Here is a 25,300-nt window from a genome sequence, read left to right on the forward strand (position 1 = left end):
GGAAGCCCGGGCAGGAAGATACCACTGGCGACTATGTGGTGGAAAAAGATGGAAAGCGCGCTGAAGCAAAAGGAGAAATTACCGGTACGATGTGTTTTGCATGTACCCCTTTTGTTTCATGTATTCCCTGACCTCGTCACTTTTCATATAGAAAGAAACATGAAGCAACTGCCACCCCAGCCCGTGATCGACCGTGGCCCTGTCAGCATCCTTTTCAAATTGATACCGGAATTTTTTGGAGGTTACATATCTGATTCCCCACCAGGCCATCCCCAGGCCGGATCTTTCCCTGTAGTAAGCAAAGTGGGCCAATTCATGTCCTATTACACCCAACTGCCGGTTGAAATCCAACCGGTTGACAAAAGCATCAGTACTCAGAAGCAATACATAAACGTGCCGTTTTCTAGCTCTGAAAAGGTTCCGGAATGACCAGCTCGCGGTCACAGGATGCCTGACGTTTTTTTTATATTTTATTTTAATCGTGTGGCCCGCCAATTCCGGATAATGCGACAAAGCCACATAAGTAGCGGTTTCCAGGGGATCTCCTGCCGGTAAAACGATGTTTTTAGTGGTTTTTCGCAGACTGTCGATTTTATCCTTAAAATCTGCCTCCCTGTAAATCACTCTACCGTTAATCTGCCCTGAAACATCCCTTGAAAGCAAGGTTATGACAACAAGCAAGCCACAACATACAGGGGTTTTAAAAATAAATCTCATGCTTTATAAATGCGTTTTTGATCGATTTAGTTTGCAGTTCTGATGGAAAGATCATTTTTTGGGATAAGCTTTTACTTTTGCGCCATCTTTCAAGAAATTAATGGCGCCAAGACACAAAGAGACACAACAACACTCACGTCTGCCGGTGCCTGCCGCCAACTATTTATTCATCGACCGGATTAATCCCTCCTGTGCCACAGATGCTACCAGAAGGCCGTTCCGGTCAAAGATTTTTCCCTGGGTAAACCCCCGTGAATTTGATGCACTGGGGCTGTCAATCGCATATAACAGCCAATCATCCATATTAAATTCCCTATGAAACCACATGGCATGATCGAGGCTCGCCAGAAATATTTTGTTGATGTCGATGTGTTCCCGATGTGGCAGCAAAGCGGTTCCCAGCAAATTGTAGTCCGAAGCATAAGCCAAAACAGCCTGATGCAACCTGGTATCTTTAGGCAGAGAGTTCTTGGCTTTGAACCATACGTGCTGAAAAGGAGGTATATTTTTAGCCTCCAACGGATTCAGGTTGTCAACCCTCCTGAACGCTATGGGCCGCGACCGGGTCAACCGGCGATAGATCTCAGGTGCTTTTTCCCGGTAGTTATCTGCCATTTTTTCTTCGGAAAGACTATCTTCCGGAGGTGATACTTCCGGCATGTTAACCTGGTGATCGAAGCCTTCCTGAACCAGTTGAAAAGAAGCAGACATATTAAAAATAGCCCGTCCGTGTTGAATGGCCACCACCCTTCGGGTTGTAAAGCTGCCCCCGTCCCTGATCCGGTCTACCTCATAGATAATTGGCGTACTGATGTCGCCGGTCAATATAAAATAACCATGAAGAGAATGGACAAACCTGTCATCAGGCACCGTCTGGTAGGCTGCATAAAGGGATTGTGCCAACACCTGACCGCCAAAAACCCGGTTCCAGGGTGCCTGATAGTTTTGTCCCCTGAATATATTTTCTTCTATTTTTTCCAGATTCAGCAGGTCAATAAGCGCTTCAATAGTTTGCATCCGTTTCTTTTTTTTGCCCTAAACTAAAAAAACCGGCCAAACATGCCAGGCTCAATTTTACTAAAAACTGTCGGCGAAATTCCAATTTTGGGAAAAAAGTTTAAATTTTGGAAAATTTTACCAGAAAGGTAAGGCGTATTTTTTTCAAAAAACAAAATACTAATCCTCTTAACTATCTAATTATCAATTCGCTGAAAAATTATTCCTGTTTTCTGGCATCGATTAACCTGAAATGGAACAGATATTGGACTTTCCGTACATGTCAACATCTTGTAAAATGTAAACTTATGAATTTAATAAAATGTGATCCGCTAGCCTTTTGATCACGGTGAGGCTACTATGGATGGTCCTTCCAAGCACTTGGAAGGATTTTTTTTTGTCAACGGTTAATGCTTCACCTTCTCCGGATTGTATTGCGGATTCGGCTCACGGGGCACAGGAGCTTTTACATGCCGACGCCACTGCCTTAACAGGGTCAATAATTCCCGGGTTTTTTCAGGTTTTTTTCCTGCCAGATTATTTCTTTCTCCTGTATCTACGCTGAGATTGTATAATTCCAAACCATGATCTTCAAAGTATTCGTGCAACTTCCAATCGCCTAACCGCACTACCGATCCCGGTCTGGTCCGGAACAAGGGATCTCTACCGTCGTCTTTCTCCGGGTTGTCTGCCTGTAGATAAATGGGAAAATGCCAGTATAAAGGCCTTTGGGGGAGTTTTTCACCACGGAACAACGGCAGCAGGCTGATGCCGTCCATCTCATTATCATTTAGCTCAATGCCCAGTATTTCCCTGAAGGTGGGAAAAAAATCAAGATTTACAATGGGGTAGTCCGATGTAGAAGCCGGTGCCACCTGATCCGGCCACTTTATTATACAAGGAACCCTGATTCCTCCTTCGTAATAACTGCCTTTACCACCCCTTAACGGATGTTGGTTGGAAATCGACCGGATACCTCCGTTATCAGAAGTGAAAATAATGATGGTATGATCAGTAAGATCTAATTCGTCCAGTCCCGCCAATATCTTCCCGACATTAGCATCCACAGTTTCGATCATGGCTGCATAAACAGGATTGGAATGACCATTTGTCGCTTTTTTGTTTTTATATTGGCTGACCAGTAATTCTTTACCAATTAATGGTGTATGTACGGCATAAAAAGGCAGGTAAACAAAAAATGGTTTGTTTTTATAGCTACGAATAAAACCAAGCGCCTCATCGGCCAGGCGGTCAGTCAGATATTCTCCGGCAACACCATCTTCTATATAATCGATCTTATAAGGACTCAGATAACCTGCCTTACCCGGATTGCCACGATGCGAACCACCGACATTAATATCAAACCCCTGTGTTTTAGGATCATCACCTAAATGCCATTTTCCAAAGGTACCGGTGGTGTATCCAGCCATTTTGAAGAGTTCGGCAATCGTGAGAATTTTTTCCGGCAAAACCTCATTATTCGGAGTAGGAATTATTTTTCGCTCCCGGCTCGGACCTCTGTCAGAATTGGCCACGGTGTAAATGCCATGCCTTGGCGTATGCTGGCCACTCATCAAACAGGCCCTGCTGGGTGCGCAGTTAGCTGCCCCTGCATAGGCCTGGGTAAAAACCATACCCGATTGCGCCAGTCGGTCGATATGAGGCGTTTCGTAAAAATCACTGCCCTGATAGCCTGTATCAGTCCATCCCAAGTCATCGACATTGATAAAAATAACATTAGGCTTTCTTTGCGGGTAAGCCGGATCAACAAAGAAAATACAGCTAACCAGTACCAATACTGGCCAAATTATTCCTATTCTCACTGAAAATGTAAATACGCAGGTCATATTCAGACTAATTTATTGGATGATCAACAACTGTTTCCAGGCCATTCCAGGCCGGATTAGGCAACAATGGTTTTGTATCGTGGTCTTTTAACCAGGAATTCAGCAGATCCTCCAGTTGGGCTTCCACCTCCGGGTTGGTTCCATATATATTTTGGCTTTCCCCGATATCCTTCGATAAATCATACAATTCCTTTCGCCCGGTTTCAAGGTCATGTATCAATTTATAATCTCCTAACCTGATGACACTTCCGGGATTACCACCCTGATTGGCATAATGTGGATAATGCCAGAATAGGGGCCTGTGCTTTGTCTCCGCTGCCCCGGCATCGTCCAGCAGGTCAATACCGTCCACTTCAGGAAATTTCGAAACGATTCCAGCGTATTTCAATACGGTGGGAAATATATCAGCACCTGTAACGGGCCATGATCTTTTCACCCTTTTCTGATCACTTCCGGGATCCCTGACAATAAAAGGTACCCTGATCCCCCCTTCGTAAAGCCATCCTTTTCCGGCACGGAGAGGCAAATTGGAGGTAGGGCTCCCTTCGGCCGTAGACAATCCACCGTTGTCTGACGTGAATACGATCAAGGTATTGTCATACAAATCATTGTCCTTCAGGTAGGTGATCAACCTGCCAATATTGGTATCCAGACTTTCAATCATGGCCGCATATACCGGGTTTGACTGAATAAGCCTTTCACGGTAACGATGCGCCTTACCTGTTGCAAATGGCATCCACGGCTGATCGTAATTGAATTCATTCAACGTATCAAGGCCTAACAAATATTTTTTGCTCGTATATTTCTCAATCAATCCTTCAGGGGCTTGCAGCGGTGTATGGACCAGATAGTAGGAAAGACAAATAAACAGGGGGTGTTGCTTGTTTGCTTCGATCGCTTCAATGGTTTCGGTGGTAAGCCGGTCAGGTAAATATTCGCCGGGCACACCGTCGGGAAGCCTGGGGTTACCGTAGGGAGAAAAGTAGCCATGATAGCCATTTTTGATGTCTTTTAACGGGGCCCCTCTACGCCAGCCGCCTATGTTTGTGTCGTAACCTTGCTTTTCAGGCCAGAACTTTTCCTCTTCACCCAAGTGCCACTTGCCTGTGAAAATGGTCTTGTATCCATTTTGGCCAAGCACCTCAGCCAGTGTTGTTTCTGCCGAATCTAACTGAAATTTGGTATCCGGTACAATCCACCGGTCGTTGGGGGTGGGACCCGCATAGGCTTTCCGGCCCTTAATCCAGTCCGTTACGCCGGTTTTTAAAGCATATTTCCCGGTCTGAAAGCTGGCCCTCGAGGGGGAGCATACCGGGCAATTGGCATAACCATTGGTAAATAGCATGCCATCAGCCGCTAGTTGATCCAGATAAGGTGTTTCATAAAATTTACTTCCGTACGCCCCAAGGTCTGTCCAGCCCAAATCATCGGTGATGATAAACAATACGTTGGGAGGCTTTTGCTGCTCAGGCTGACAGGATAACGTGGACAAAGCAAGGGACAGCACCAAAACAACACGGTTAAAATAATTAGTTTTCATGTACGTAATTTTCTGTACTTCCCAATAATTCCTTTTCCCAGTAATTTAAAAGATCTTCATCACTGATATCCGGGCTTAACCCGATGCTTTCCATATTTCTTTTAAACCTTCCCCGCATCAGCTCTTCTGCGGCTTTGATAGCACGCGGATCTTCAGGGTATTCTCCCAGATCATATTTTTCCAGCCAGTCATCCATTTGGCCCTTCAACGACTGTAATTGCTGGCTGTATTCCGGGTTGGTGGCCAGGTTGTTTATTTCATACGGGTCGTTTTTCAGGTCATATAATTCATCAGGCGGTCTGACATCAGACATGAAACGGCTTTGTATCTCATCCAGTTCTCCTTTTTTGTAGAGTATCCGCATCAGCGTTAACATCGGGTACCTGTACTTTTTATAGGCGTTAAACTGGGTATAAGGCCTTTCGGGATAAAAGTTCCGGATATATTTGAAATCTGTGGTTCTGACAGCACGGATGCGGTCAACGGTCTCGTCCCTTCTGTCCCTCATTGTTGCAAGGAATGTTCTATCCGGTTGATTCTTGTCCAGAAAATTCCGGCCCTGTATATGATCCGGGATCCGGATTCCGGCCAGGGCCAGGCTGGCCGCGGCTATGTCTATATTGCTAACCAATTGCCCGGACCATTGATTGGCCCCTTCGCCATTGAGCCTCCTGACAATCAGCGGGGTGTTGGTGCCGGGATCGTAGAGAAATTGCTTTCCCCTTATGTGCGGTCGTCCCTGATCGCCAAAAAAGAAGACAATGGTGTTTTCCGTAAGCCCGTCCGCTTCCAGATCTTTAAGTATTTTGCCTACTTCAACATCCACCAATTGGATGGTTTCCAGATACATGGCCCAATCCTTTCTGGCCAGGGGATGATCAACGTAGTATGGCGGCAAAAGCACCTTTGCCGGGTTTACAGGGTTTAATGTATCATTGTAAAAGGGACGGTGAGGAAAGGATATCTGAATTTGTGAGAAGAAAGGTTGTCCCTCAGCCCTTTGACCCCAATGGGTTCCGTCATAAAGGCTATCGAAATGATGTATAAAGTTATAATCGGTTTTGCCTTTTTTGTTTTTCTCCCTGAAAGATCGGTTGGACACAAAATACCCCGCCTCTTTAAAATAAGCTGTAATTGGTTGCACACCTTCGGGTAAGCCTTGTTTAAAAGGTGTCCGATGTTGATGACAATCGATGCTGACCGGATACATACCGGTAATTAATCCGGATCTACTGGGTGAGCAAACGGCAGTGGTTGTATGAAGATTTTCATACAAGGCCCCTTCTTTTGCCAATTGATCAAGGTGAGGTGTATAAACGGTTTTATTGCCATAACAGCCAAGGTCTGTGCCCAGGTCATCGGCCACTATCCACAAAATGTTTGGCCGGGTGTCAGCCGTGCCGGAGTTAGTCTGCCGCTCGGCGGAGGGCTGGCACCGTACAAAAACCAAAATCAGGATTGAGATTACAGGGGTTATTTTCATCGTAAGCAGGGTTATCATTCTTTAATTGTTCAATATAAAAAAATATGTCGATTTTTTCTGCGGTATATTCCGGTCCGTTTTCAAGCTTCTAATGGTCCATGGTAAAATATTCCGTAGCCTGCAACGTCAGGAAGTTCGCCGGATGTTATGATACTCAGCGGGTCAGTCATCTCCGGCCTTGTAGGTTTTGCTGGCGAACTTAAACACATCCGATTCAGTTCTTGCGCCCTCCATTATCATGGATAATTCCTGCACTTTTTCGGGAAAGGATGAAGCAAGGTTATTCTCTTCCGAAAGGTCATCTGCCAGGTTGTAAAGCTCAGCCGGAGGAACAGGGTTGCGGTTGACATCATATTGCACCAGTTTCCAGTTTTCTTTCCTCAGCGCCATGCGGCCGCCGCGTTCATGAAACTCCCAATACAGGTAATCATGTTTCTGCTGCCGGTCTCCCTGCCCAATGAGAACGGGTAAAAATGAAATCCCGTCGATACCTGTGGGGGGTGTCAAACCGGTAATTTCGGCAAAAGTGGGCAATACATCCCAAAATGCAGAAATATGATCTGAAACTGTGCCCTGCTGTATTTTGGCAGGCCAATAAGCCAGCATCGGCACCCTGATGCCACCTTCATACAAATCTCTTTTATAACCTCGTAATGGTCCATTACTGTCAAAATAATCAGGATCCGCACCACCCTCCATGTGAGGGCCATTGTCAGAGGTGAAAATAATCAAAGTGTTTTTTTCTATACCCAATGCACGGACCTTTTCAACCACCTCGCCAACCATATCATCCAGGTGGGTGACCATAGCGACAAAGGCGGCATGGCCTTCAGGCTGGGAGCCATAGGGCCCTAGTTTGAAATGCGCTCCTTCATCTACCCCTTCATAAGATTTTTCAGGAAGAAACTTTCCACGAAACTTTTCCATATACGCTTCAGGGGCCACCAATTCCGCATGGGGTTGCACAGCCGCGTAGAAAAGGAAGAAAGTGGTGTCTTTATTGCTTTCAATAAAATTCAAAACATTTTCCTGAATTAAATCCGGAGCGTATGCTTCGGTGGCGCTACCTTCGTTCTGTTTCAGATGGACCTTTTCTTGATTATGCCAAAGGTGCCATGGGTAATAATTGTGTGCCAGTCTTTGGCAATTGTAACCGTAAAACTCATCAAATCCCTGAAAACCAGGGTCTCCTTCAGACCCCGGATAGCCAAGCCCCCATTTACCAAAAATACCGTTTACATAACCCGCCCCTTTGAGCATCTCCGCCAGTGTGAAGGTATTGTCAGGCATGGGCCACTGACCTTCGGGCCGCACTTCCTTGTTGCCCCTGATGGGGGTGTGCCCGGTGTGCAACCCGGTCATCAGGGCAGATCTCGAAGGAGCACATACCGTAGATCCCGCGTAGTGATTAGTAAATTTAATGCCCTTTTCGGCGAGTTTGTCAATGTTGGGGGTTTGAAATCCGGACTGCCCAAAACAACTCAAATCACCATATCCCAGATCGTCGGCAAGTATGTAAATAATGTTAGGATGGCCTGGCAAATCCCGGGGCACTTCCGGGGATTGCTTTTGATTGGCCGGGGAACAACCTCCGGCAAGAACAGCACAAATACCGGTGGTCAGCAGGATGATATAGGATGATTTAACTTTCATTGGGGATGGGGTAATTTACAGGGTTAATATCTCATTGAAATTACTAATTAATAAAAATATCAGGGATTTTTTAGTAAAAGGTAAAGAAAAAGCCTTTCGGCCAGTTCCTTACCCTGTTGGAAAAAATAATACCCATTTGTTATCGATAACCGTTATTGGTAGGATCCGATTCAAGTAATGCCGGATTCAATTCGATTTCCTCTGCCGGGATAGGTAATAACACATGCCTTGGCTGAATGTTAACAGCCGCATCATGAACCGGGTAAACCGTATTCTGCACTGTTTCAACCAATATACCCCACCGGATCAGGTCATACCGGCGGTCATCCTCAGCCGCCAGTTCCCACTTTCTCTCTTCAATCAAGGCTGTCCTGAAGGTCTCTTGTGATAATCCGGCAAGCGGTTGGTCCGGCTCATAAGCCCTTTCCCGCACTTTGTTAATATATTGATAGGCATTGCCGGGACCACCTAATTCATTTTCTGCCTCGGCAGCCATCAGATAAACATCAGCCAAACGGTAAATCACCCGCAGTTCCCCATGATTCCCCCTCGGTGAGTTGACCAAATCAAGGTTCCACAGTTTCGGCATATAGTAAAACTTAAGCTCAAAGCCCAGGTACTCATTGATACAACTCAAAGGCTTACGAAGATCACCGGCCGGAAAGTTCTCATAAACAGCCGGTAAAGGTACGGCCAGTCCGAAGCCGTTAAATTCCTCACCCCGGCTATCCAATGTATCACGAAGTGCATTTCTCTGCCCCGAGTCCCTGGGTTCATCCCTTAACCTGGGGTTAAAAGAATCTGTCCGGTTGGTACTTTGCACATCCTTCAGGTAATCTATACCCCAGATGATTTCATCGTTGTATAAATTATCGATTTCAAATACCTCTTCATAGGTATCCATTAATTGATGCGGGGAATTATTAATAATATCTGCACAAGCCTCTTTCACACCTTCCCAATCCCGCTCCCAAAGCAGGTATTTTGCCCTGAGCATTTTAGCCGCCCAGATAGTTACTCTTCCCAGGTCGGCCGGGTCACTATAGGATGATGGCAAAAGATTTTCTGATTCTATTCGCCCCAGATCACCGGTCATGGCTTCCCTGATGGTATTTATTGCCGTTCTTCCCAGCACGGCCACCTCTCCGAGGGTAAGGTTTTCCGTATAAAAAGGCACATCGCCCCATAATACTGTCAGATGATAGTAAGCAAAAGCCCGCATAAAGAGACTTTCCCCGATAACCCGGCGCAGGATTTCCTCAGACAGGTTTTCATTGTCCTGAACGTTGGCAATAACCGCGTTGGCATCGCCTACCACCCTGAAGAGCTCTCTCCAGACAGTATAGGCGTTAGCATAATTGGTCTCCGTTAAAATATAGTCGGTAATGGCGGCGTTGCCTCCAAAAACGCGGCTGGGGGCAATTATGTCAGCGCCAAAATAGGTAAAATTATTGATGCCCTGCCATTGGCCATATAAATGAGTACTTTGAAAAGCATCGTACAAGCCATTGGCCGCCTGAATGGCCTCGGTATCGGAATTGTAAAAATTATCGAGCGAAATGATCCCTCGCACATCTTCTTCAAGAAATTCGTCACAACCGGCAAATCCTATCAATGCGAATACTATGATTAACTTTTTCATTTTAATTCAAGATTTACGATTAAAAATTGGCCTTCAATCCCACTGTAAATGTTCTGGCATTGGGATACTCCACCCGGATAACACCGGATATAACGTTCCTGAAACTATTGTTGGAATTGGGATTAATCCGGCTGGATTCAGGGTCGTAACCCCTGAAATCAGATAGCAGGAAAAGGTTACTCCCTACCCCGTACACCGTCAGTGATTTGATGGTGCTGTTAGTTTTTAAAGGGACATTGTACGAAAGCCTCAGATTCTTCAGTCTCAGGTGTGAGCCGTCTTCCACCATTTCCGAGTTTGACCTGATATCGGAAATACTGACCATGCTTCCGGCCCTGGGAATATCCGAGTTGGGGTTTTCAGGCGTCCACCGGTCGGCAAGGTTGGCGTAAACGTTGGCAGTACTTCTGCCAAAAAAGCCTCTTTGTACATATTCATTGTAGATTTCATTACCATAGGTTCCCTGAAAATACATTTCAAGGGTGAAGTTTTTATAGCTGATAACATTGTTAATACCCCCATAAAAATCGGGTTCCGGATTACCCATGATAGCATGGTCATCGTTGTTAATGACACCATCGTTATTCGTATCATTGAATCTTGGTCCTCCGACCACCTGCCTTATCCCCAAATTACCGTCTGCGTCTATCTCGTCCTGGTTCTTGTAGGTACCGAGATAATCCACACCGGTGTAAACACCCACCGGTTCTCCTACCATCAACTTGGCTCCGGGGCCCCCCTGTTCAAGATTGTAAACCACAATCTCTTCCACCCCTCCAAGATCGAGCACCTTGCTCCGGTTACCGGCTACAGTCAAAGTTGTCTCCCATCTGAAACTGTTCTTGCTTATGTTGACACTGTTGATCATCAGTTCCAATCCCTGATTCCGGATCGAACCTATATTTTCCAACTTGGTTGAAAAGCCTGTTGACCTTGCTATTTGTCTTTCCAACAAGAGATCCCTGGTTTTTTTATGGTAATAGTCCATTTCTAAATTCAACCTGCCTTCAAAAAATCCCATTTCCAAACCTATATCAAACTGGTTAGTGGTTTCCCAGGTCAGTCCCGGGTTTTCCGGCCTTCCCCTGAATATTGAAACTACCTGGTTGTCATTAAAAATCATCACCTTGTCAGTATTTGACCGGTCACTATCCAAAACCGCCAGTGTACGATAAGGTGGAATGGACTCTTTTCCGGCACTACCATAACTGGCCCTCAATTTCAGATTATCAAATATGCCCAGATCCCTGATGAATGGTTCATCTATCATCCGCCAGGCAAAAGCGGCAGACGGAAAAAACGAATAAGTGTTATTGGAACCTGAGTAGACTGAAGCACCGTCTACCCGGCCTGCCGCTGTAAACAAGTATTTGTCTTTAAAGGTATAGTTGACCCTTCCCAACCAGGATACAATTTGTGTGGCCCCTGAAAAACCCGACTCGATCTCATAAGTGAGCGGATCACCCAGTTCGATCGCATCGAAGCCCAGCGCATCTACGGTAAGTCCGGCTGTTTCGGAAGCAAAGCTTTCGTTCCTTTCCAATTGCCATGTAAAACCTGCCACAACGTCCATTTTGTGATCTGCGTTGAATTCCGTACGGTATGACACCGTATTTTCCTGCAGGATGTTGTAAAAATAGTTGTTGACAATTCTGGCCCTTCCTCCCTGTTGCGCGTTGGCCCGGGTAGGCAGGCTGCCGGAATCAAATATGTTTTGTTTTGTCCAATTGAGTTGCGGACCAATGCTGGACTTGATGATAAGGCCATCAACAGGTTCGTATTCAAAGTAGGCAGTGGACAAGATGTTGGTCCGGTTCGTGAAATTGGTCCTTAGCTGAAGGTCTGCTTCGGGATTTCTTAGTACCCCTCCGGTTACCGGATTCTCGTCATAGAAAGATCCGTCTTCATTATATATGGGAAAGGCCGTCAATACCTCTCTCATGCCCCACAAGGCGACAAGGTTATTGTCATTTTTAACGAAGGAGCCATTGAGCCGCAGTCCAAATTTAAGCTTTTCCGAAATATTCAGATCCATATTGGTGCGCAGGTTGTATCGCCTGATGCCTGTTTCTCTTATGATGCCCCGCTGGTCAAAAATGTTGGCAGAAACATAGTAATTCATCTTTTCTGTCCTTCCGGTAAAAGAGAGGTCAACATTATTAATGATGCCTGTTTCGGTAATCTGATCCTGCCAGTCCGTGTCGCCGATTTCAGAAGGGTCGGTAAAGGGGTCGGCTTCACCACTGAATACAGCCAGTTCACTCCCAAATGCTGCCCTTTCCGGACCATTGAGATAATCAATTTTTCTAGCCAGTTGCTGGATGCCGGTATACATGTTCAGGGATATTTCCGGTATTCCGGTGGGTGTTGTTGCACCTGACTTCGTGGTAACGAGCACTACGCCATTGGCCCCTCTGGTGCCGTAAATTGATATGGCAGTGGCGTCTTTTAGCACTTCGATGGACTCGATATCGTTGACGTTAATGTTATTCAAATTAAAGTCTGTACCCACAATAAATCCGTCAATGACAAATAATGGCTCATTATCGGCATTTATAGAGTTACCTCCACGAATTCTGATCGAAGCCCGCGCCCCCGGAGCGCCGTTGTTGGCAGTAACCAACACGCCCGGTGCCCTGCCCTGAATGATCTGGTCAACTCTCGGCGACGGCATGTTATTGATATCTTCGGCTGCGATGGATGATACGGAACCTGTAAGATCTTTTTTCTCTACCGAGCCATATCCAATCACAACTACCTCTGAGAGGGTGGAAATATCCGGAACGAGACTGACGTTAATGACAGTTCTCTGACCTATTTCTATCTCCTCGGTCAAATAGCCGACAAACGAAAATGTTATGGTGGTGGCATCATCGGGCACATTGAAAACATAATCACCATTGGAATCGGTAATCGTGCCAATGCCCGTCCCTTTGACCACTACATTAACACCTGGCAACGACTCACCGTTATCATCGGTGACATGGCCGGAAATGGTTTTTTCAAAAACTTCCACCAGCCGGTCTTCCGAGAGCGGTTTTATGGCTAGTTGTTGTACACTAATTGTGTTATTAACGCGGTAAAATTTAAGGTTTGCCTGTCGGGAAATATCCAATAACAATTTTGCCAACGTGTTTTTATGCGGGCTGAGATTAACTCTCCTCCTCTCAATTACCTTTTCTTTACTATAGGTGAACACAAACCCGGTTTTTGCCTCAATCGTTTTAAGTGCCCGCTTAACGGTTACATTACCTAAACTTAAACTTACTGGTATTTCGTCGAGACTTTTAACCTGCGCTTTACCAACATTTGCTAATAGTGTACTTAAACTTAGGTTAATAATCAGAATAATATGAAAGGTATGTCTAAGCACCATCCAAACAATGGGTATAATTTTAGATTTCATATATTTGCAAGGTTTACATAGTTAAACTTTTATTCTCAGCCCTATTCATAGTCATGTCTGTTCATTTGGCGATGGAAGCATGCCTTGATGAATAGGGCTCACATTACCGGGGTTTACATGCCCCGGTAGTTCTTTTTTTGGTTAGAATTTACATCATAGGCCTGTTAATTTGACTTGAACATTATGTTGACTTTTTCCTTGTTAATCTCGTATTCGAAGTTGAGCGCGAACCCCAAAGCTTTTAAGACATTCTCCAGGCTTTCGTTTTCAAACTTTCCGGAACATGTAAGCAATTGCCGGGGATAGTTATTGAGTGTGATAGTGACGCCGAACCATCTTTCCAGATATTGGATCGCCTCCGGAAAATCAGTATTTTCAAAATAGATCGTCCTGTTTTTCCAAAACAGCGTTTGTGCTATATCAATTTCATTGCTTGTTATTTTCCCTGTCTCCTTCTCCAGTACTACTCCCTGACCAGGATCGAGCATCAGGCTGTTTTTAGTAGCCAAATCATCAACCATCACTTTGCCTGAGATCAGGGCCACGCTAATTTGCGGCTCGTTTTTGTATGCCTGAATATTGAAAGAGGTACCTACTGCAGTGGTGGCCAAACTGCCCGTAATTACCGTGAAAGGGCTCGATATATCTTTTTTCACTTCGAAAAAGGCTTCTCCTTCTAAAAATATTTCCCTTTTCCCCGGTTGAAAGTTTTCTGCATAACGCACATTGCTTTCAGCATTTAAATAAACCATCGAGCCATCGGGCAGGCGCAACTCGGATTTTTGACCACGTGGATTGGATTTTGTAACCAAGTCATCCGACTTTTGCTTATTGAAGTCCGAATTATACATTTGAAGGCCGATTGCGACAGCGAGCAGCGTAATGCCCGCGGCTATCGATAAATAGACTTTCTGCCGTTTTTTGTAGGAATATTCACGCTGGTTAACCTTATGCCGGTACATAGGCTGTACCTTTCCGGCCCCTACTACCCCTTTTTGCCGATCAATGGCTGTATTGCTTTCTTTGATTTTTTCCCAGAGCTTCTTTTTAACCCTTTCCCGGTTTTGTGGTGGTTGAAAACCCACAGCCAGCACAATTTCCCTGGCCTGGTTGATAACTTCATCTTTTTCCGGGTTTTGAAGCAACCACTTCTCCCAAAAATAGTTGATCTCAGGATGCGGGCTCAGTACCCATTCCCGAAATTTATCGTCATTGACAAAATCTTCTATATCAAAGTTTTTGTATCTCACCCCTTTGTTTTTCCTTATAGGGACAGTGACCCGCGAAACCTCATCATTTTATTTCATGTTTTTTTGAAAAATCTTTCTCACCATCCTGCCGTTGACCCTTCCCTTTGTGTCTCTTTGTGTCTTGGTGCCTCCGTGGTGAAAAATGGTTAACCACGGAGGCACCAAGACACAAAGAACTTTGATGAAAATGTTGTGCCACATCAACGTATCGCTTGTGCTATGCTGTAAAATAAGTTGTGAAACAGACAAATCCTGCCCGTGCCTTAAACAAGACCGAACGACGCAAAAATCAGGGTATGGCCGAGTGCTTCAATGTTTCTTTCAACTTTCCGATGCCCTTGGAAATGTGATTATATACAGCCTCCAGCGTGATGTTCATGACCGAAGCTACATCGGCATAGTCGAGGTTGTGGTAAAAACGCAAATGAATGGCTTCTTTTTGCCTGTTGGTGAGCTGTTTTAAAGCTTTTATCAAGCTCTGGTGATTGTACGCCTTTATTTGTTTATTAATAATCTTATCTTCCCTGCTACTTTCAAACAAAGCTTCTTCAAAAAAACAAAAATTGGTCAGGTGTGTGTACTTCCTTTCCTTTTTTATTTTTCGAAAAATAATTCTTCTGATGGCCGATAAAAGATAAGCCCTGATAGATTGGGGGACTACCAGGTTTTCTTTGTTTTTCCAAAGACTTGTAAAGAGGTCATGAATACAATCTTCAATAAGGTCAGATTTTCTGGTGATTTTTTCACAGTAATCATACAAAGCGTCAAAATGATCCTCATAAATCCTGGCGTAAGCTTCTTCATCTCCCTCTTTAAACGCACTCCATAGAGTTTGCCCTGAAACGACGTCTCCGGATAAATCCCTGCTTTTTTTTGTATGTATTGCCGTAAAAAACAAATCAGATGATTGTTAGTGATTAAGGGCTTTGTTTTACTCTTCAACCATTGCTTATTAGGAATTTTAAGTTATCTCCTTCTTTTTGATAGCCTGGTGAATTGCCGAATATTATGGAAAATATTCATAAGACACAACTTTTACGCAGTCAAAATACCCTTACAACGGATCCAGGCTCATTAAAAACCTCCTGGCTATTCAATGATTTTGCGCTCTAACAGCCATTTTTAATGCTCCCACCTAAATCAATAGTCATTCAGTCCGCCAGGCATCGCATAAAAACGATTTTTTTTCTTTTTTTCTTCCATTTTTCCGGATGCTTTATGGTCTCAATTAATTTTCTACTTGTCAACACTTTACATCAATTAGTTTAAAGCTAAAATATAAAGAATCAGGCGGATATGATGGCTGAAATCGTTTGCTTAAGCTCAAAATATTTACATATTCCGGTTACCTATGTTGACCGTGTAGTATATATTAACACACATTCTTTCCATAGCTGGTTGTTACACAAGACCGCTCTTAACTCCCGTTTTGAGCGGTTTCTTGTATTTCAGGGTAAATTCTTAAAAATAGAAGATGGGAGCCTGATGCAGAAGCGCTTATAGAAATAGTACAAATGATTAAACTCAATCTTCCCCTAGCCTGTTAACCGGATTAGCGCTGGCAATACAAGATTACATGCCAACGAAAGATATACGAAGCGTTAGGCATATCAATAGGAGAAACAACGAGAAGCTGTGTGAAAACGGTGAATCAATTTAGCTTTTGCCTTTCCCTTCTGAAAAGTATTTTCAGAAAGAAAATGAGGCTACCTATGCTAAAGGTAGAAATAAGCATTATGGCCAACAAGACGCTTAATACTTTCATCTTTCGAATAAATAATTAGCCTAAAGGAAATAGCCCAGCTTACGAAATTCGAGGGATTGAAGTCGTCTGAAGTGAATAGCTAGTATTTTGCTTGAAGAAGCTTAAAGTAAAAATGTCTAATTTATTCTTTAAACAACCTGTCGATGTAATTGCAGATTACATAACCTATGCCTCCGGAAACGATAAAGGCACCAAGAACTAATGCAGATAGAGTTCCAATCATAATAGTAAACGTTTAAGCGGACAATTTCCGAATTTTATAAAAAACTTAAAATTTCAAAAAGCTACATCTATTGCCAATGTAATTTAATCGGGAATAAGAGAGAAGTGTTCTTCCCTACCAGCTATTACTCCTAATCCCACTAAACTTATAGATTAAGCATTTCATTTGCAAATTTTACCTTCAAAATGTTACATTATTATTTTCAATATAACAATTTTTTCTTGGAATTGTACTAAAAATCAATTTTCCCGACAAGTTCGTGTAACTTGTATTTCAACTGGGTATGAATACTTTTTTGTCCGGAGCCCGGGTAACTAATTTGGGCAGATTGCAGGAAATACAGGAATTCAACAAAAAAACCCGGCCAAACTCACTTTTGGACCGGGCTTTTTTGTTGAAATATTATTTTCAGCAAGGTTATTTAACCTTATCGACGATGGCTTTGAAGGCCTCAGGGTGATTCATGGCGAGGTCTGCCAGCACCTTTCTGTTTAATTCAATATTGGCTTTTTTGAGGTTGCCCATAAACTGGGAATAAGACATCCCGTACTGCCGGGTACCGGCATTGATTCGCTGAATCCATAGTTTTCTAAAATCCCGTTTTTTTGCTTTTCGGTCGCGATAGGCGTAAGTCCAGCCTTTTTCAACGGCATTTTTAGCTACGGTCCATACGTTACTTCTTCTTCCCCAATAACCTTTGGCGAATTTCAATATTCTTTTCCGTCTTGCCCTCGAGGCTACCGAATTTACTGATCTTGGCATAATTTTTAATTTTTTGACCGTTGGCGCTCAATCGATTGAAGCATTAAGACTTAAAAGCCAAAGGTCTGGTGAAACATCGACTAAACCTATTTAATAATCTTTGTGCAGATCAGATATTTAACATATCCTTGATCCTTTTTTCATCGGCCTTGTGAACTAAGGTAGCATGGGTCAGATTTCTCTTCTGCTTGGTTTCCTTTTTTGTCAGAATGTGGCTCTTAAAAGCGTGTTTTCTCTTAATTTTGCCTGTTCCTGTCAATTTAAACCGCTTCTTAGCTCCCGATTTGGTCTTTACTTTAGGCATTTTAATTATATGATTAATTAATATCTATTGATCCATTTTAATTATTTTTTCGGAGAAAGGAACAAAAACATTCTTTTCCCTTCCAGTTTTGGCATTTGGTCGACTTTCGCATAGTCTTCCAATGCCTGCGCAAACTTTAGCAGAAGAATCTCTCCCCTTTCTTTAAAGACGATGGTTCTACCTACAAAATGAACATAAGCTTTTACTTTTGCTCCATCTTTCAAGAAATTAATGGCATGTTTTACCTTAAAATTGAAATCGTGTTCTTCAGTATTAGGGCCAAACCTTATTTCTTTTACCACCGTTTTATGGGCCCTGGCCTTAATTTCTTTTTGTTTTTTCTTTTGTTCATACTTGAATTTGGAATAATCTATGATTTTACAAACCGGTGGTACAGCCTTTGCTGATATTTCAACCAAATCAAGTCCTTCTTCCTGAGCTAATTGAAGCGCCCTTTCTATCGAATAAACTCCACTTTCAATATTTTCGCCAACCACCCTCACCTCTGGCGCTGTTATTCTTTTATTCACTTTGTAAGGTTCCTCAACTCTGCCCCGTGGCTGGAACCTTCTTCTTTGTTTGCTAATTTTTACCTCCTTGTTTTGTTAAAAAATTCGAACCGCAAATATCGTTATTATTTTGAATAAACAAAAAACCTATTCGTTTTTTACGCGTAAAACGGTCTTCCCGAAAAGGCTTTCTTTATGCTTAAAATCCGTTTATTTTCAGTGTCATCTGCCAATTATCCGGCTTTAACACGGGTTTGATTTTCTACCTGTTCGTTGAAATGGTTCATAAACTCCTTTAACAAAAAGCTGCCCTGATCCCCTTCTCCATGTTTTCTTACTGAAACCTTGTTTTCTTCCTGTTCTTTCTCCCCTACGATCAACATAAATGGAACTTTTTTAATTTCAGCATCCCTGATTTTTCTTCCGATTTTTTCGTCCCGGTGATCAATGAAACCTGTGATGTCATGTTGTTCCAATGCTTCAAAAACCTGCTGGGCATAGTTGGCGTATTTTTCAGAAATAGGCAGCACTGCGACCTGCTCGGGAGATAGCCACAATGGAAAGTTCCCTGCACAATGCTCTATCAAGACAGCCACAAATCTCTCCATAGAGCCAAACGGAGCCCGGTGTATCATCACCGGCCTGTGCCTCTGGTTATCGGCTCCTATATATTCCAGTTGGAACCTTTCGGGAAGCTGGTAATCAACCTGTATGGTGCCCAGTTGCCAGCTTCTTCCCAAAGCATCTTTCACCATAAAATCCAGCTTGGGGCCATAAAAAGCTGCTTCTCCCAATTCTGTAATAGTATCGAGTCCCTTCTCCGCCGCCGCTTCCTGAATGTCTTTCTCTGCCTGTTCCCAAGCACTGTCCTCACCTATGTATTTGGATTTATCATTGGGGTCGCGCAGTGAAATCTGGGTAGTAAAGTCTTCAAAACTCAGGGATCTGAAAACGTATAAAACCAGGTCAATCACTTTTTTAAATTCTTCTTTGACCTGATCGGGCCGGCAGAAGATATGCGCGTCGTCCTGGGTAAACCCCCTTACCCTGGTCAACCCGTGCAGCTCGCCGCTCTGTTCGTAGCGATAGACTGTTCCAAACTCAGCCAACCTGAGTGGCAGCTCTTTGTATGACCTTGGCCTTACCTTGTAAATCTCACAATGATGCGGACAATTCATCGGTTTCAACAAAAACTCCTCATTTTCATTGGGAGTATGAATGGGTTGAAAGGAGTCCTGGCCGTATTTTTCGTAATGACCTGAGGTGACATAAAGATCTTTACCGCCAATATGGGGCGAAACCACCGGCTGATATCCTGCTTTTTGTTGTGCCTTTTTTAAAAAGTTTTCCAACCGTTCACGCAACACAGCCCCTTTGGGAAGCCAAAGCGGCAAACCCATCCCTACCTTTTCAGAAAAAGCGAAAAGCTCCAGTTCTTTTCCCAGTTTTCTGTGGTCTCTTTTTTTGGCCTCTTCCACAAGGTGAAGATATTCTTTGAGTTCCTTTTGCTTTGGAAAAGTAATACCATAAATCCGGGTGAGCTGTTTGTTTTTTTCATCACCACGCCAATAAGCGCCGGCTACATTGGTTAGTTTCACAGCTTTGATAAAACCGGTATGGGGAATATGAGGACCTTTGCACAAATCTGTGAAGTTTCCTTGTCTGTAAAATGTGATGGATCCATCTTCCAAATCTTCAATCAACGCTAATTTGTATTCATCCCCTTTTTCCTTGAAATACTGTAAGGCTTCCTGTTTGCTGATACTTTGCCTGTAATATTCATTTTTTTCCCGGGCCAGTTCCGTCATTTTATCTTCAATTTCCCCAAGCTTTTCGCCACTAAACTCCATATCACCAAAGTCCACGTCATAATAAAACCCCTGATCAATGGGAGGACCAATGCCAAATTTTATGCCCGGATATAAATATTCAAGGGCTTCGGCCATCAAATGGGCGGATGAATGCCAAAAAGTGGCCTTTCCCTCCTTGTCGTTCCAGGTAAGTAACTGCACTGTTGCATCTGCAGGGATTTCACGTGACAAATCCCAAACTTCACCATTGATTTTTGCAGAAAGTACATTCCTGGCCAAACCCTCGCTGATTCCCAAGGCGATGTCCATGGCAGTTATTCCCTTCGGATATTCCCTGACCGATCCATCCGGTAAAGTAATTTTTACCTTCTCTATATCTACTTGACTCATTCTATTTTTATTCCGGTTTTATTTTCTTCGGTTTTAGTATTTCGATTTGTTGGTTTTCTTCTCTTTGCCTTTCCAGCCTTCTAAAATAATTTTGCCTTCTGCCCAACTGAATCAAAGCGGCTTTTGCCGGTTGATAGGTGGAGTCTATGGCAAGTATTTCTTCAAACTTTTTCCTTGCCCAGCCGAAATAACGTCTCCTGCCCAATATCTTACCTTGCATCAACATAGCGCCTTTCAGGTTTTCTCTTATGCTCAGGGCTTTTTCCGCATAGTATGTGGCAGAGTCATTCCGGTAATTGTCAAAATGCAATTCACTCATTTTCACCATAGACCGGGCCGCCAGGCTATCTTCCCTGATAATGGACAGATAGATCATTTTGGCACTGTCATCTTGTTTTTTTAACCTGTATAAAATTCCCTGGTCAAACCATATTTTCAGGTTTACGGGATCCAAAGCCCGATGTTTATCTAAATACAGCTGCGCGCTGTCTGCATTTTTGATGGCTATGTATAACTTGGTAAGATGATCGTACGCAGCACCATGGGTAGCGTCGAGCTCAAGACTTGTTCGAAACTGACGGATCGCGGCTGTGGTATCCCGGTCCGCCAGCAATATTTCCCCTCTTTGAAAATAATTGAGTCCGCTTTTATCTGCATAAAGGGCCCTGGAATTGTAGGCAATCGCCTTCACCAATTGTCTCTGACGAAGGTAAAGATTGGCCAATAAATAATTCAGGGCTGGCGTATCGACCCCCATGCTTTCTGCTTTGAGGGCAGCCTCCAGGCTGGCTTTAAATTCCCCGTTCTTAAACTGGTTTTCAGCTAAAAAAAAATAATAGTCCGCGTTGCCTTGATCAAGGCTTATGGCCTTTTCAATATTAATTCTGGCACTTTTATAATTTTTCAGATTATTTAATAACCTGGCTTTTTTATAATAAGCTTCAGCGTTGAAAGGTGATTTTTCAATAGACTGGTTGATGGCTTCAATACTCAGTTTATAAAAGTGCTCATCGATTTCAGGACGTTCCGGCATTTTGCTTTGCGAGTAGTCCATATCGCAGCCCGGGAAGGTAATTATTATTACCAGCACTAAAATACCGACCAGATACTGAGTTCTTTTCATAATGCCAATGCTATTAAGCAAAATTATAGCATAAATCAAAGGTATCAAATAAAATCATAGATTTAACAAGGCGCTCCGGTCTTCAGGCATGCTGTATCTAATTGATTTTTCTTATCAAAAACGCATTAAAACCCTTGTCTGAATGTTTGGCATGCTCGCGGGGCAGATTACCATGGATCGGGGCCAACTCTGTTAGATTCATTGTAAAATTAACGGGTTGGTCCTGATAAACGCCTTCATGGACTACCTTATGAATATTTTCAATATCCCGTACTTCGAATTTTTCCCCGTTTTGCAGGAATTTTCCCATTTCAACCGGAAAACTATCCATCTCCTTAAAGTTGTAGATAAAAACCAGGGCGCGGTTGGGGTCATATTTGTTCTGGTATAAAAAGGCCTCAGAGGCTGGGGTTGTCCTGATTACCTGATTTGTATTGTTTTTCCATTCACTTTGTGTCAACGAAATATACTTGGTGCCACCGACGGTGAGTTCCTGCATACCGATTCTGGGATGGCTGGTAGCTGTTGAATTGCTCACATATATTTTATTATCCTTAAATGGCCATTGCCAGGTTCTTTCAGATTTGCCCAATGCCTGTACTGCGGTAAGCATCGGATCGCGGGTGACTATAAAATTATTGGTAAAACTTTTCACCTCGGCCAGATGGTACAGGCCAATGTTGCTTCCGACAAGATAATTATTATCGAAAACCACATTTTTGGATATTATCGGGTAATTCGCCCCGTAGCCAAGCTGCACAGCGACTTTATAAGCGTGGTTGTTAATAAACCTTAATCCTGAAACAGGTTGGTAGCCCCCGAGGATAAATCCCCTGCCTGGCGTTCTGTTCTGGTTATAACCAATCAGATTATAGGCCAGGTTGTTCTCAAGGTGAAAATTTTCAATATTTCCTTTTTGCGTGTAAGCATGGAAACCTTCACTGGCCGTACCCCAGACGATGTTCAACACCATTTTTTTGTAAGTATCCTGATTGGCTTTATTCTGAACGTAGTAACCGTGCCCATGCCCTTTACTTTTTCTGGAAGATTTCAGGTTGTTCCAGCCAATATTATAAGCCAGGCATCCGTAAATTTCTCCTGCAATAGATGAAGCCCAGGTTGAAAACCCGATCAGCACATCATGTGCCACACAGTTGATGACCTTACTTTCCGTACCCATTAAATGTACGCCATCAGAACAAAAGAACGCTTCACCGGAATTACTGATCCTGTTAAAAGCTTCCGTATCATAGATCTCAAAATCTATGAACCAGGAATAGCTACCCTTGATCTGTAATATTTTACGGGTGTTTTCTCTTTTTTCCTGCACACCAATGAGGTCTGCGCCCAGCCAATGCTCGGATTTAATGATAACCGGTCTGTTCTTTTCCCCATAGATGCGCGTAATCCAATGCCCCGGATATTGCCCTTCCATCACCAGAAAAGTATCTCCTGCATGGTTTTTAGGTCGCTCTAAATATTCAAATGGCAGAGGGCTTTCCCGGGTTCCTTTATTAACCAACTTGCCTTCGGGACTCACATAATAGGTCTTGGCAACAAGTGGTGAACCAGCCAGGAGTAATATGGTCAATAATTTATAGGGCATGTTTATGGGGCTACTTCAGGGACTAATATAATAAAAAAGTCTACCATCAGGCAGACTTTTGTGTGAGTGCTTTTTTACAACTAATTTATATCATCCAAAATGGCAATAGCTTCATTAATGTAAACATCTTTCTCCAGGGAGCTTTTCCACCGTTTCATTTTTTCTTCGGTTACCTCATCTCCGTTTATTTTGGGCAAATCCACCTTTAAAAATGCCACCTCCATATTACCCTGTTTGCTTAGCAGATCGTCGTACTTACGGGATTCATCATTGAGCCGGACCATTTTTGCCTGGTACGCATCAAAAGATAACGGATACTTCGTGTCCTCTTCCTGGATCTTATACCTTTTAGCATTTTCATCAATCAATCCGAAAATTTCGTTGTTCCTAATCCTTTCCGCACTCTTTTGCCGGATATCTTTTAGCTGTGGACGGATTGAGTTTTCCCATTCATTATATTGTAAAGGACCAATCTCATCCCATGGAATTGGAAATTCCTGATCTTTTTCACCCACATTCAGATAGGACCATGTATCGGGCAGAATAATGTCAGGCGTTACCCCCTTCAATTGGGTGGTACCGCCATCAATTCTGTAAAACTTCTGCAACGTTAATTTCAAGGCGCCAAGTGGTTTGATTTCATCGTAGGCCTCAGACACAAAACCATCCAGGTCAAAAGCGCGTTGCACAGTGCCTTTACCAAATGTAGTGGGACTGCCACCGACGATTACCGCCCGGCCATAATCCTGCATGGCTGCAGCCAGAATCTCAGAAGCAGAGGCGCTGTAGGTGTTGACCATCACTACCAATGGCCCGTTGTAATAAACATTTTCATCGGTATCCGAATACACCCTCGGTTTTCCGACTTTCGCTTTAACCTGTACGATAGGACCATCTTTGATAAACAGACCAGCCATTTCCACTACATCCTGCAAGGATCCGCCGCCATTGTTTCTCAGATCCAGTATGATCCCTTCCACGCCTTCTGCCTTAAGCTTCTGTATTTCATTTTTTACATCGTCGCTGCAATCTCTTCCGCCGTTTCCTGTAAAGTCCGCGTAAAATTTAGGCAGGTTGATGTAACCTTTGTTATTGATAACAGCGGATTTCGTGTAGGTTTCTTCCAAAATCACGATATCCCTGATAATCGGAATGGTAATTACATTTCCGTCTTTCTGCTTAACCGTCAATCTCACCTCCGTTCCTTTCTTACCGCGTATATATTTGACGGCATGATCGGTCCTCATGTCCGTTACATTGATCGGCTCTTCATCACCCTGTCCTACCTTCAGAATTTTATCGCCTACCTTGAGCTGCCCCTGCCTCCAGCAGGCACTTCCCGGTACGATTTCCGCGACCACGATAAATCCATCTTTGCTGGTTAAACGTGCTCCGATACCTTCGAGCTGTCCGGACATGGCAATATCAAAATTTTCTTTATCCCGTGGTGGAAAATAGGCCGTATGGGGATCATATATAGTGGTGATTGAATTCAGGTAGATGGACAGCCAGTCGCTTTCATCGATCTTTGCCATACCATTTTGTTGCTCCTTCTGACTTTTCCTCACGCTCTCCCTGGCTTTTTTCTCTAATTCGGTAAAAGAAGTTTTCTTATAGTTTTTATCTTCCTTAACCTTCTCGTCTTCTTCGGCAATAAGATTGTTGAGTATAAACAAAGTACGGTATTTTAAAAATTTACGCCATACTTCTTTCGCTTCACGCTCATTTTGCGGATAGTCCCTTTTTTCAGTATCAAATTCAACGTATTCATCGACAGAAAAATCGAACGGTTTGTTCAGGATTTCATCAGCATATTCCCCGGCTTCGCGGATGCGCTGCCCCATGAGTTCCTCCGACAGCTTAAAAAACTCATACGAGCCTTCATTAATCTGCTCGTCGATTTCTGTTTTGAATTTGCTTAGTTTTTTTATATCGTCACCTGTCAAATACTTCTTACTGCCGTCAATCTGCTCCAGATAGTGATTAAATACTTTGGAGGAGAAATTATTGTCGATAATCTGCGATTGGTAGTGCCCCTGATTGAGGCTCTGCATAATCAGCTTTAACAATACTTCGTTTTTATCTACCGGTGCATCTTTGGGTTTATATGAACTAAACAGGGCAAAAAATGCAAACGCAGGAAGGATTATACTTAGTTTAAATCTCATTTTCCACTTATTCTTTTCAATTAATTAACGTAGACCTCAACCATCTGTTTTACTAATTTTGAAAATTAGTGAATACCGACGTCTTTTAAAAGCCCAAATAGGACT

At 43.3% G+C, this 25,300-nt stretch carries 17 protein-coding genes; all 17 read right to left on the reverse strand.

Annotated features, from left to right (window positions below; translation table 11 throughout):
* Positions 1 to 78 precede the first annotated feature (78 nt).
* The 17 genes from AC04NP_RS25685 to AC04NP_RS25765 all read right to left on the reverse strand — a co-directional run bounded on the left by AC04NP_RS25685 (position 79) and on the right by AC04NP_RS25765 (position 25,195).
* Positions 79 to 717 (reverse strand): hypothetical protein, encoded by a 639-nt coding sequence (locus AC04NP_RS25685; protein ID WP_482862914.1) that lies wholly within the window; start codon positions 715 to 717, stop codon positions 79 to 81.
* 159 nt (positions 718 to 876) lie between these two features.
* On the reverse strand, positions 877 to 1,734 hold the full coding sequence (gene tesB / locus AC04NP_RS25690) for an acyl-CoA thioesterase II (protein ID WP_482862915.1): 858 nt from the start codon (positions 1,732 to 1,734) through the stop codon (positions 877 to 879).
* A gap of 386 nt (positions 1,735 to 2,120) precedes the next feature.
* Positions 2,121 to 3,560, reverse strand: coding sequence for a sulfatase (locus AC04NP_RS25695; protein WP_482862916.1), 1,440 nt, complete (start codon positions 3,558 to 3,560; stop codon positions 2,121 to 2,123).
* 7 nt (positions 3,561 to 3,567) lie between these two features.
* On the reverse strand, positions 3,568 to 5,100 hold the full coding sequence (locus AC04NP_RS25700) for a sulfatase (RefSeq protein ID WP_482862918.1): 1,533 nt from the start codon (positions 5,098 to 5,100) through the stop codon (positions 3,568 to 3,570).
* On the reverse strand, positions 5,090 to 6,583 hold the full coding sequence (locus AC04NP_RS25705; protein WP_482862920.1) for a sulfatase family protein: 1,494 nt from the start codon (positions 6,581 to 6,583) through the stop codon (positions 5,090 to 5,092). Before AC04NP_RS25705 ends, AC04NP_RS25700 begins: the two co-directional genes overlap by 11 nt.
* 162 nt (positions 6,584 to 6,745) lie before the next feature.
* A complete protein-coding gene (locus AC04NP_RS25710; protein ID WP_482862921.1) occupies positions 6,746 to 8,236 on the reverse strand; it encodes an arylsulfatase in 1,491 nt (496 codons plus the stop codon).
* 139 nt (positions 8,237 to 8,375) lie between these two features.
* On the reverse strand, positions 8,376 to 9,878 hold the full coding sequence (locus tag AC04NP_RS25715) for a RagB/SusD family nutrient uptake outer membrane protein (RefSeq protein WP_482862922.1): 1,503 nt from the start codon (positions 9,876 to 9,878) through the stop codon (positions 8,376 to 8,378).
* A gap of 19 nt (positions 9,879 to 9,897) precedes the next feature.
* Positions 9,898 to 13,284 (reverse strand): SusC/RagA family TonB-linked outer membrane protein, encoded by a 3,387-nt coding sequence (locus tag AC04NP_RS25720; protein ID WP_482862923.1) that lies wholly within the window; start codon positions 13,282 to 13,284, stop codon positions 9,898 to 9,900.
* A gap of 164 nt (positions 13,285 to 13,448) precedes the next feature.
* On the reverse strand, positions 13,449 to 14,534 hold the full coding sequence (locus tag AC04NP_RS25725; protein ID WP_482862924.1) for a FecR family protein: 1,086 nt from the start codon (positions 14,532 to 14,534) through the stop codon (positions 13,449 to 13,451).
* A gap of 289 nt (positions 14,535 to 14,823) precedes the next feature.
* On the reverse strand, positions 14,824 to 15,432 hold the full coding sequence (locus AC04NP_RS25730) for an RNA polymerase sigma factor (protein WP_482862925.1): 609 nt from the start codon (positions 15,430 to 15,432) through the stop codon (positions 14,824 to 14,826).
* Between the two features lie 1,507 nt (positions 15,433 to 16,939).
* The gene (rplT, locus tag AC04NP_RS25735) at positions 16,940 to 17,284 is read right to left on the reverse strand and encodes a 50S ribosomal protein L20 (protein WP_482862927.1); all 345 of its coding nucleotides are present in this window, start codon (positions 17,282 to 17,284) and stop codon (positions 16,940 to 16,942) included.
* A gap of 109 nt (positions 17,285 to 17,393) precedes the next feature.
* Positions 17,394 to 17,588, reverse strand: a complete 195-nt coding sequence (rpmI, locus tag AC04NP_RS25740) for a 50S ribosomal protein L35 (RefSeq protein WP_482862929.1) — start codon at positions 17,586 to 17,588, stop codon at positions 17,394 to 17,396.
* Positions 17,589 to 17,629: 41 nt separating this feature from the next.
* Positions 17,630 to 18,118, reverse strand: coding sequence for a translation initiation factor IF-3 (gene infC, locus AC04NP_RS25745; protein ID WP_482862930.1), 489 nt, complete (start codon positions 18,116 to 18,118; stop codon positions 17,630 to 17,632).
* Positions 18,119 to 18,330: 212 nt separating this feature from the next.
* A complete protein-coding gene (gene thrS / locus AC04NP_RS25750) occupies positions 18,331 to 20,298 on the reverse strand; it encodes a threonine--tRNA ligase (RefSeq protein WP_482862931.1) in 1,968 nt (655 codons plus the stop codon).
* A gap of 7 nt (positions 20,299 to 20,305) precedes the next feature.
* On the reverse strand, positions 20,306 to 21,421 hold the full coding sequence (locus AC04NP_RS25755; RefSeq protein WP_482862933.1) for a tetratricopeptide repeat protein: 1,116 nt from the start codon (positions 21,419 to 21,421) through the stop codon (positions 20,306 to 20,308).
* A gap of 97 nt (positions 21,422 to 21,518) precedes the next feature.
* Entirely contained in the window at positions 21,519 to 23,027 is a 1,509-nt protein-coding gene (locus AC04NP_RS25760; protein WP_482862934.1) for a hypothetical protein, read from the reverse strand.
* 80 nt (positions 23,028 to 23,107) lie between these two features.
* Positions 23,108 to 25,195 carry a carboxy terminal-processing peptidase gene (locus AC04NP_RS25765; protein ID WP_482862935.1) on the reverse strand — a complete coding sequence of 696 codons (2,088 nt, stop codon included), beginning with the start codon at positions 25,193 to 25,195 and terminating at the stop codon, positions 23,108 to 23,110.
* Positions 25,196 to 25,300: the final 105 nt, after the last annotated feature.

The sequence above is a fragment of the Agaribacillus sp. DX54 genome (assembly GCF_056858335.1).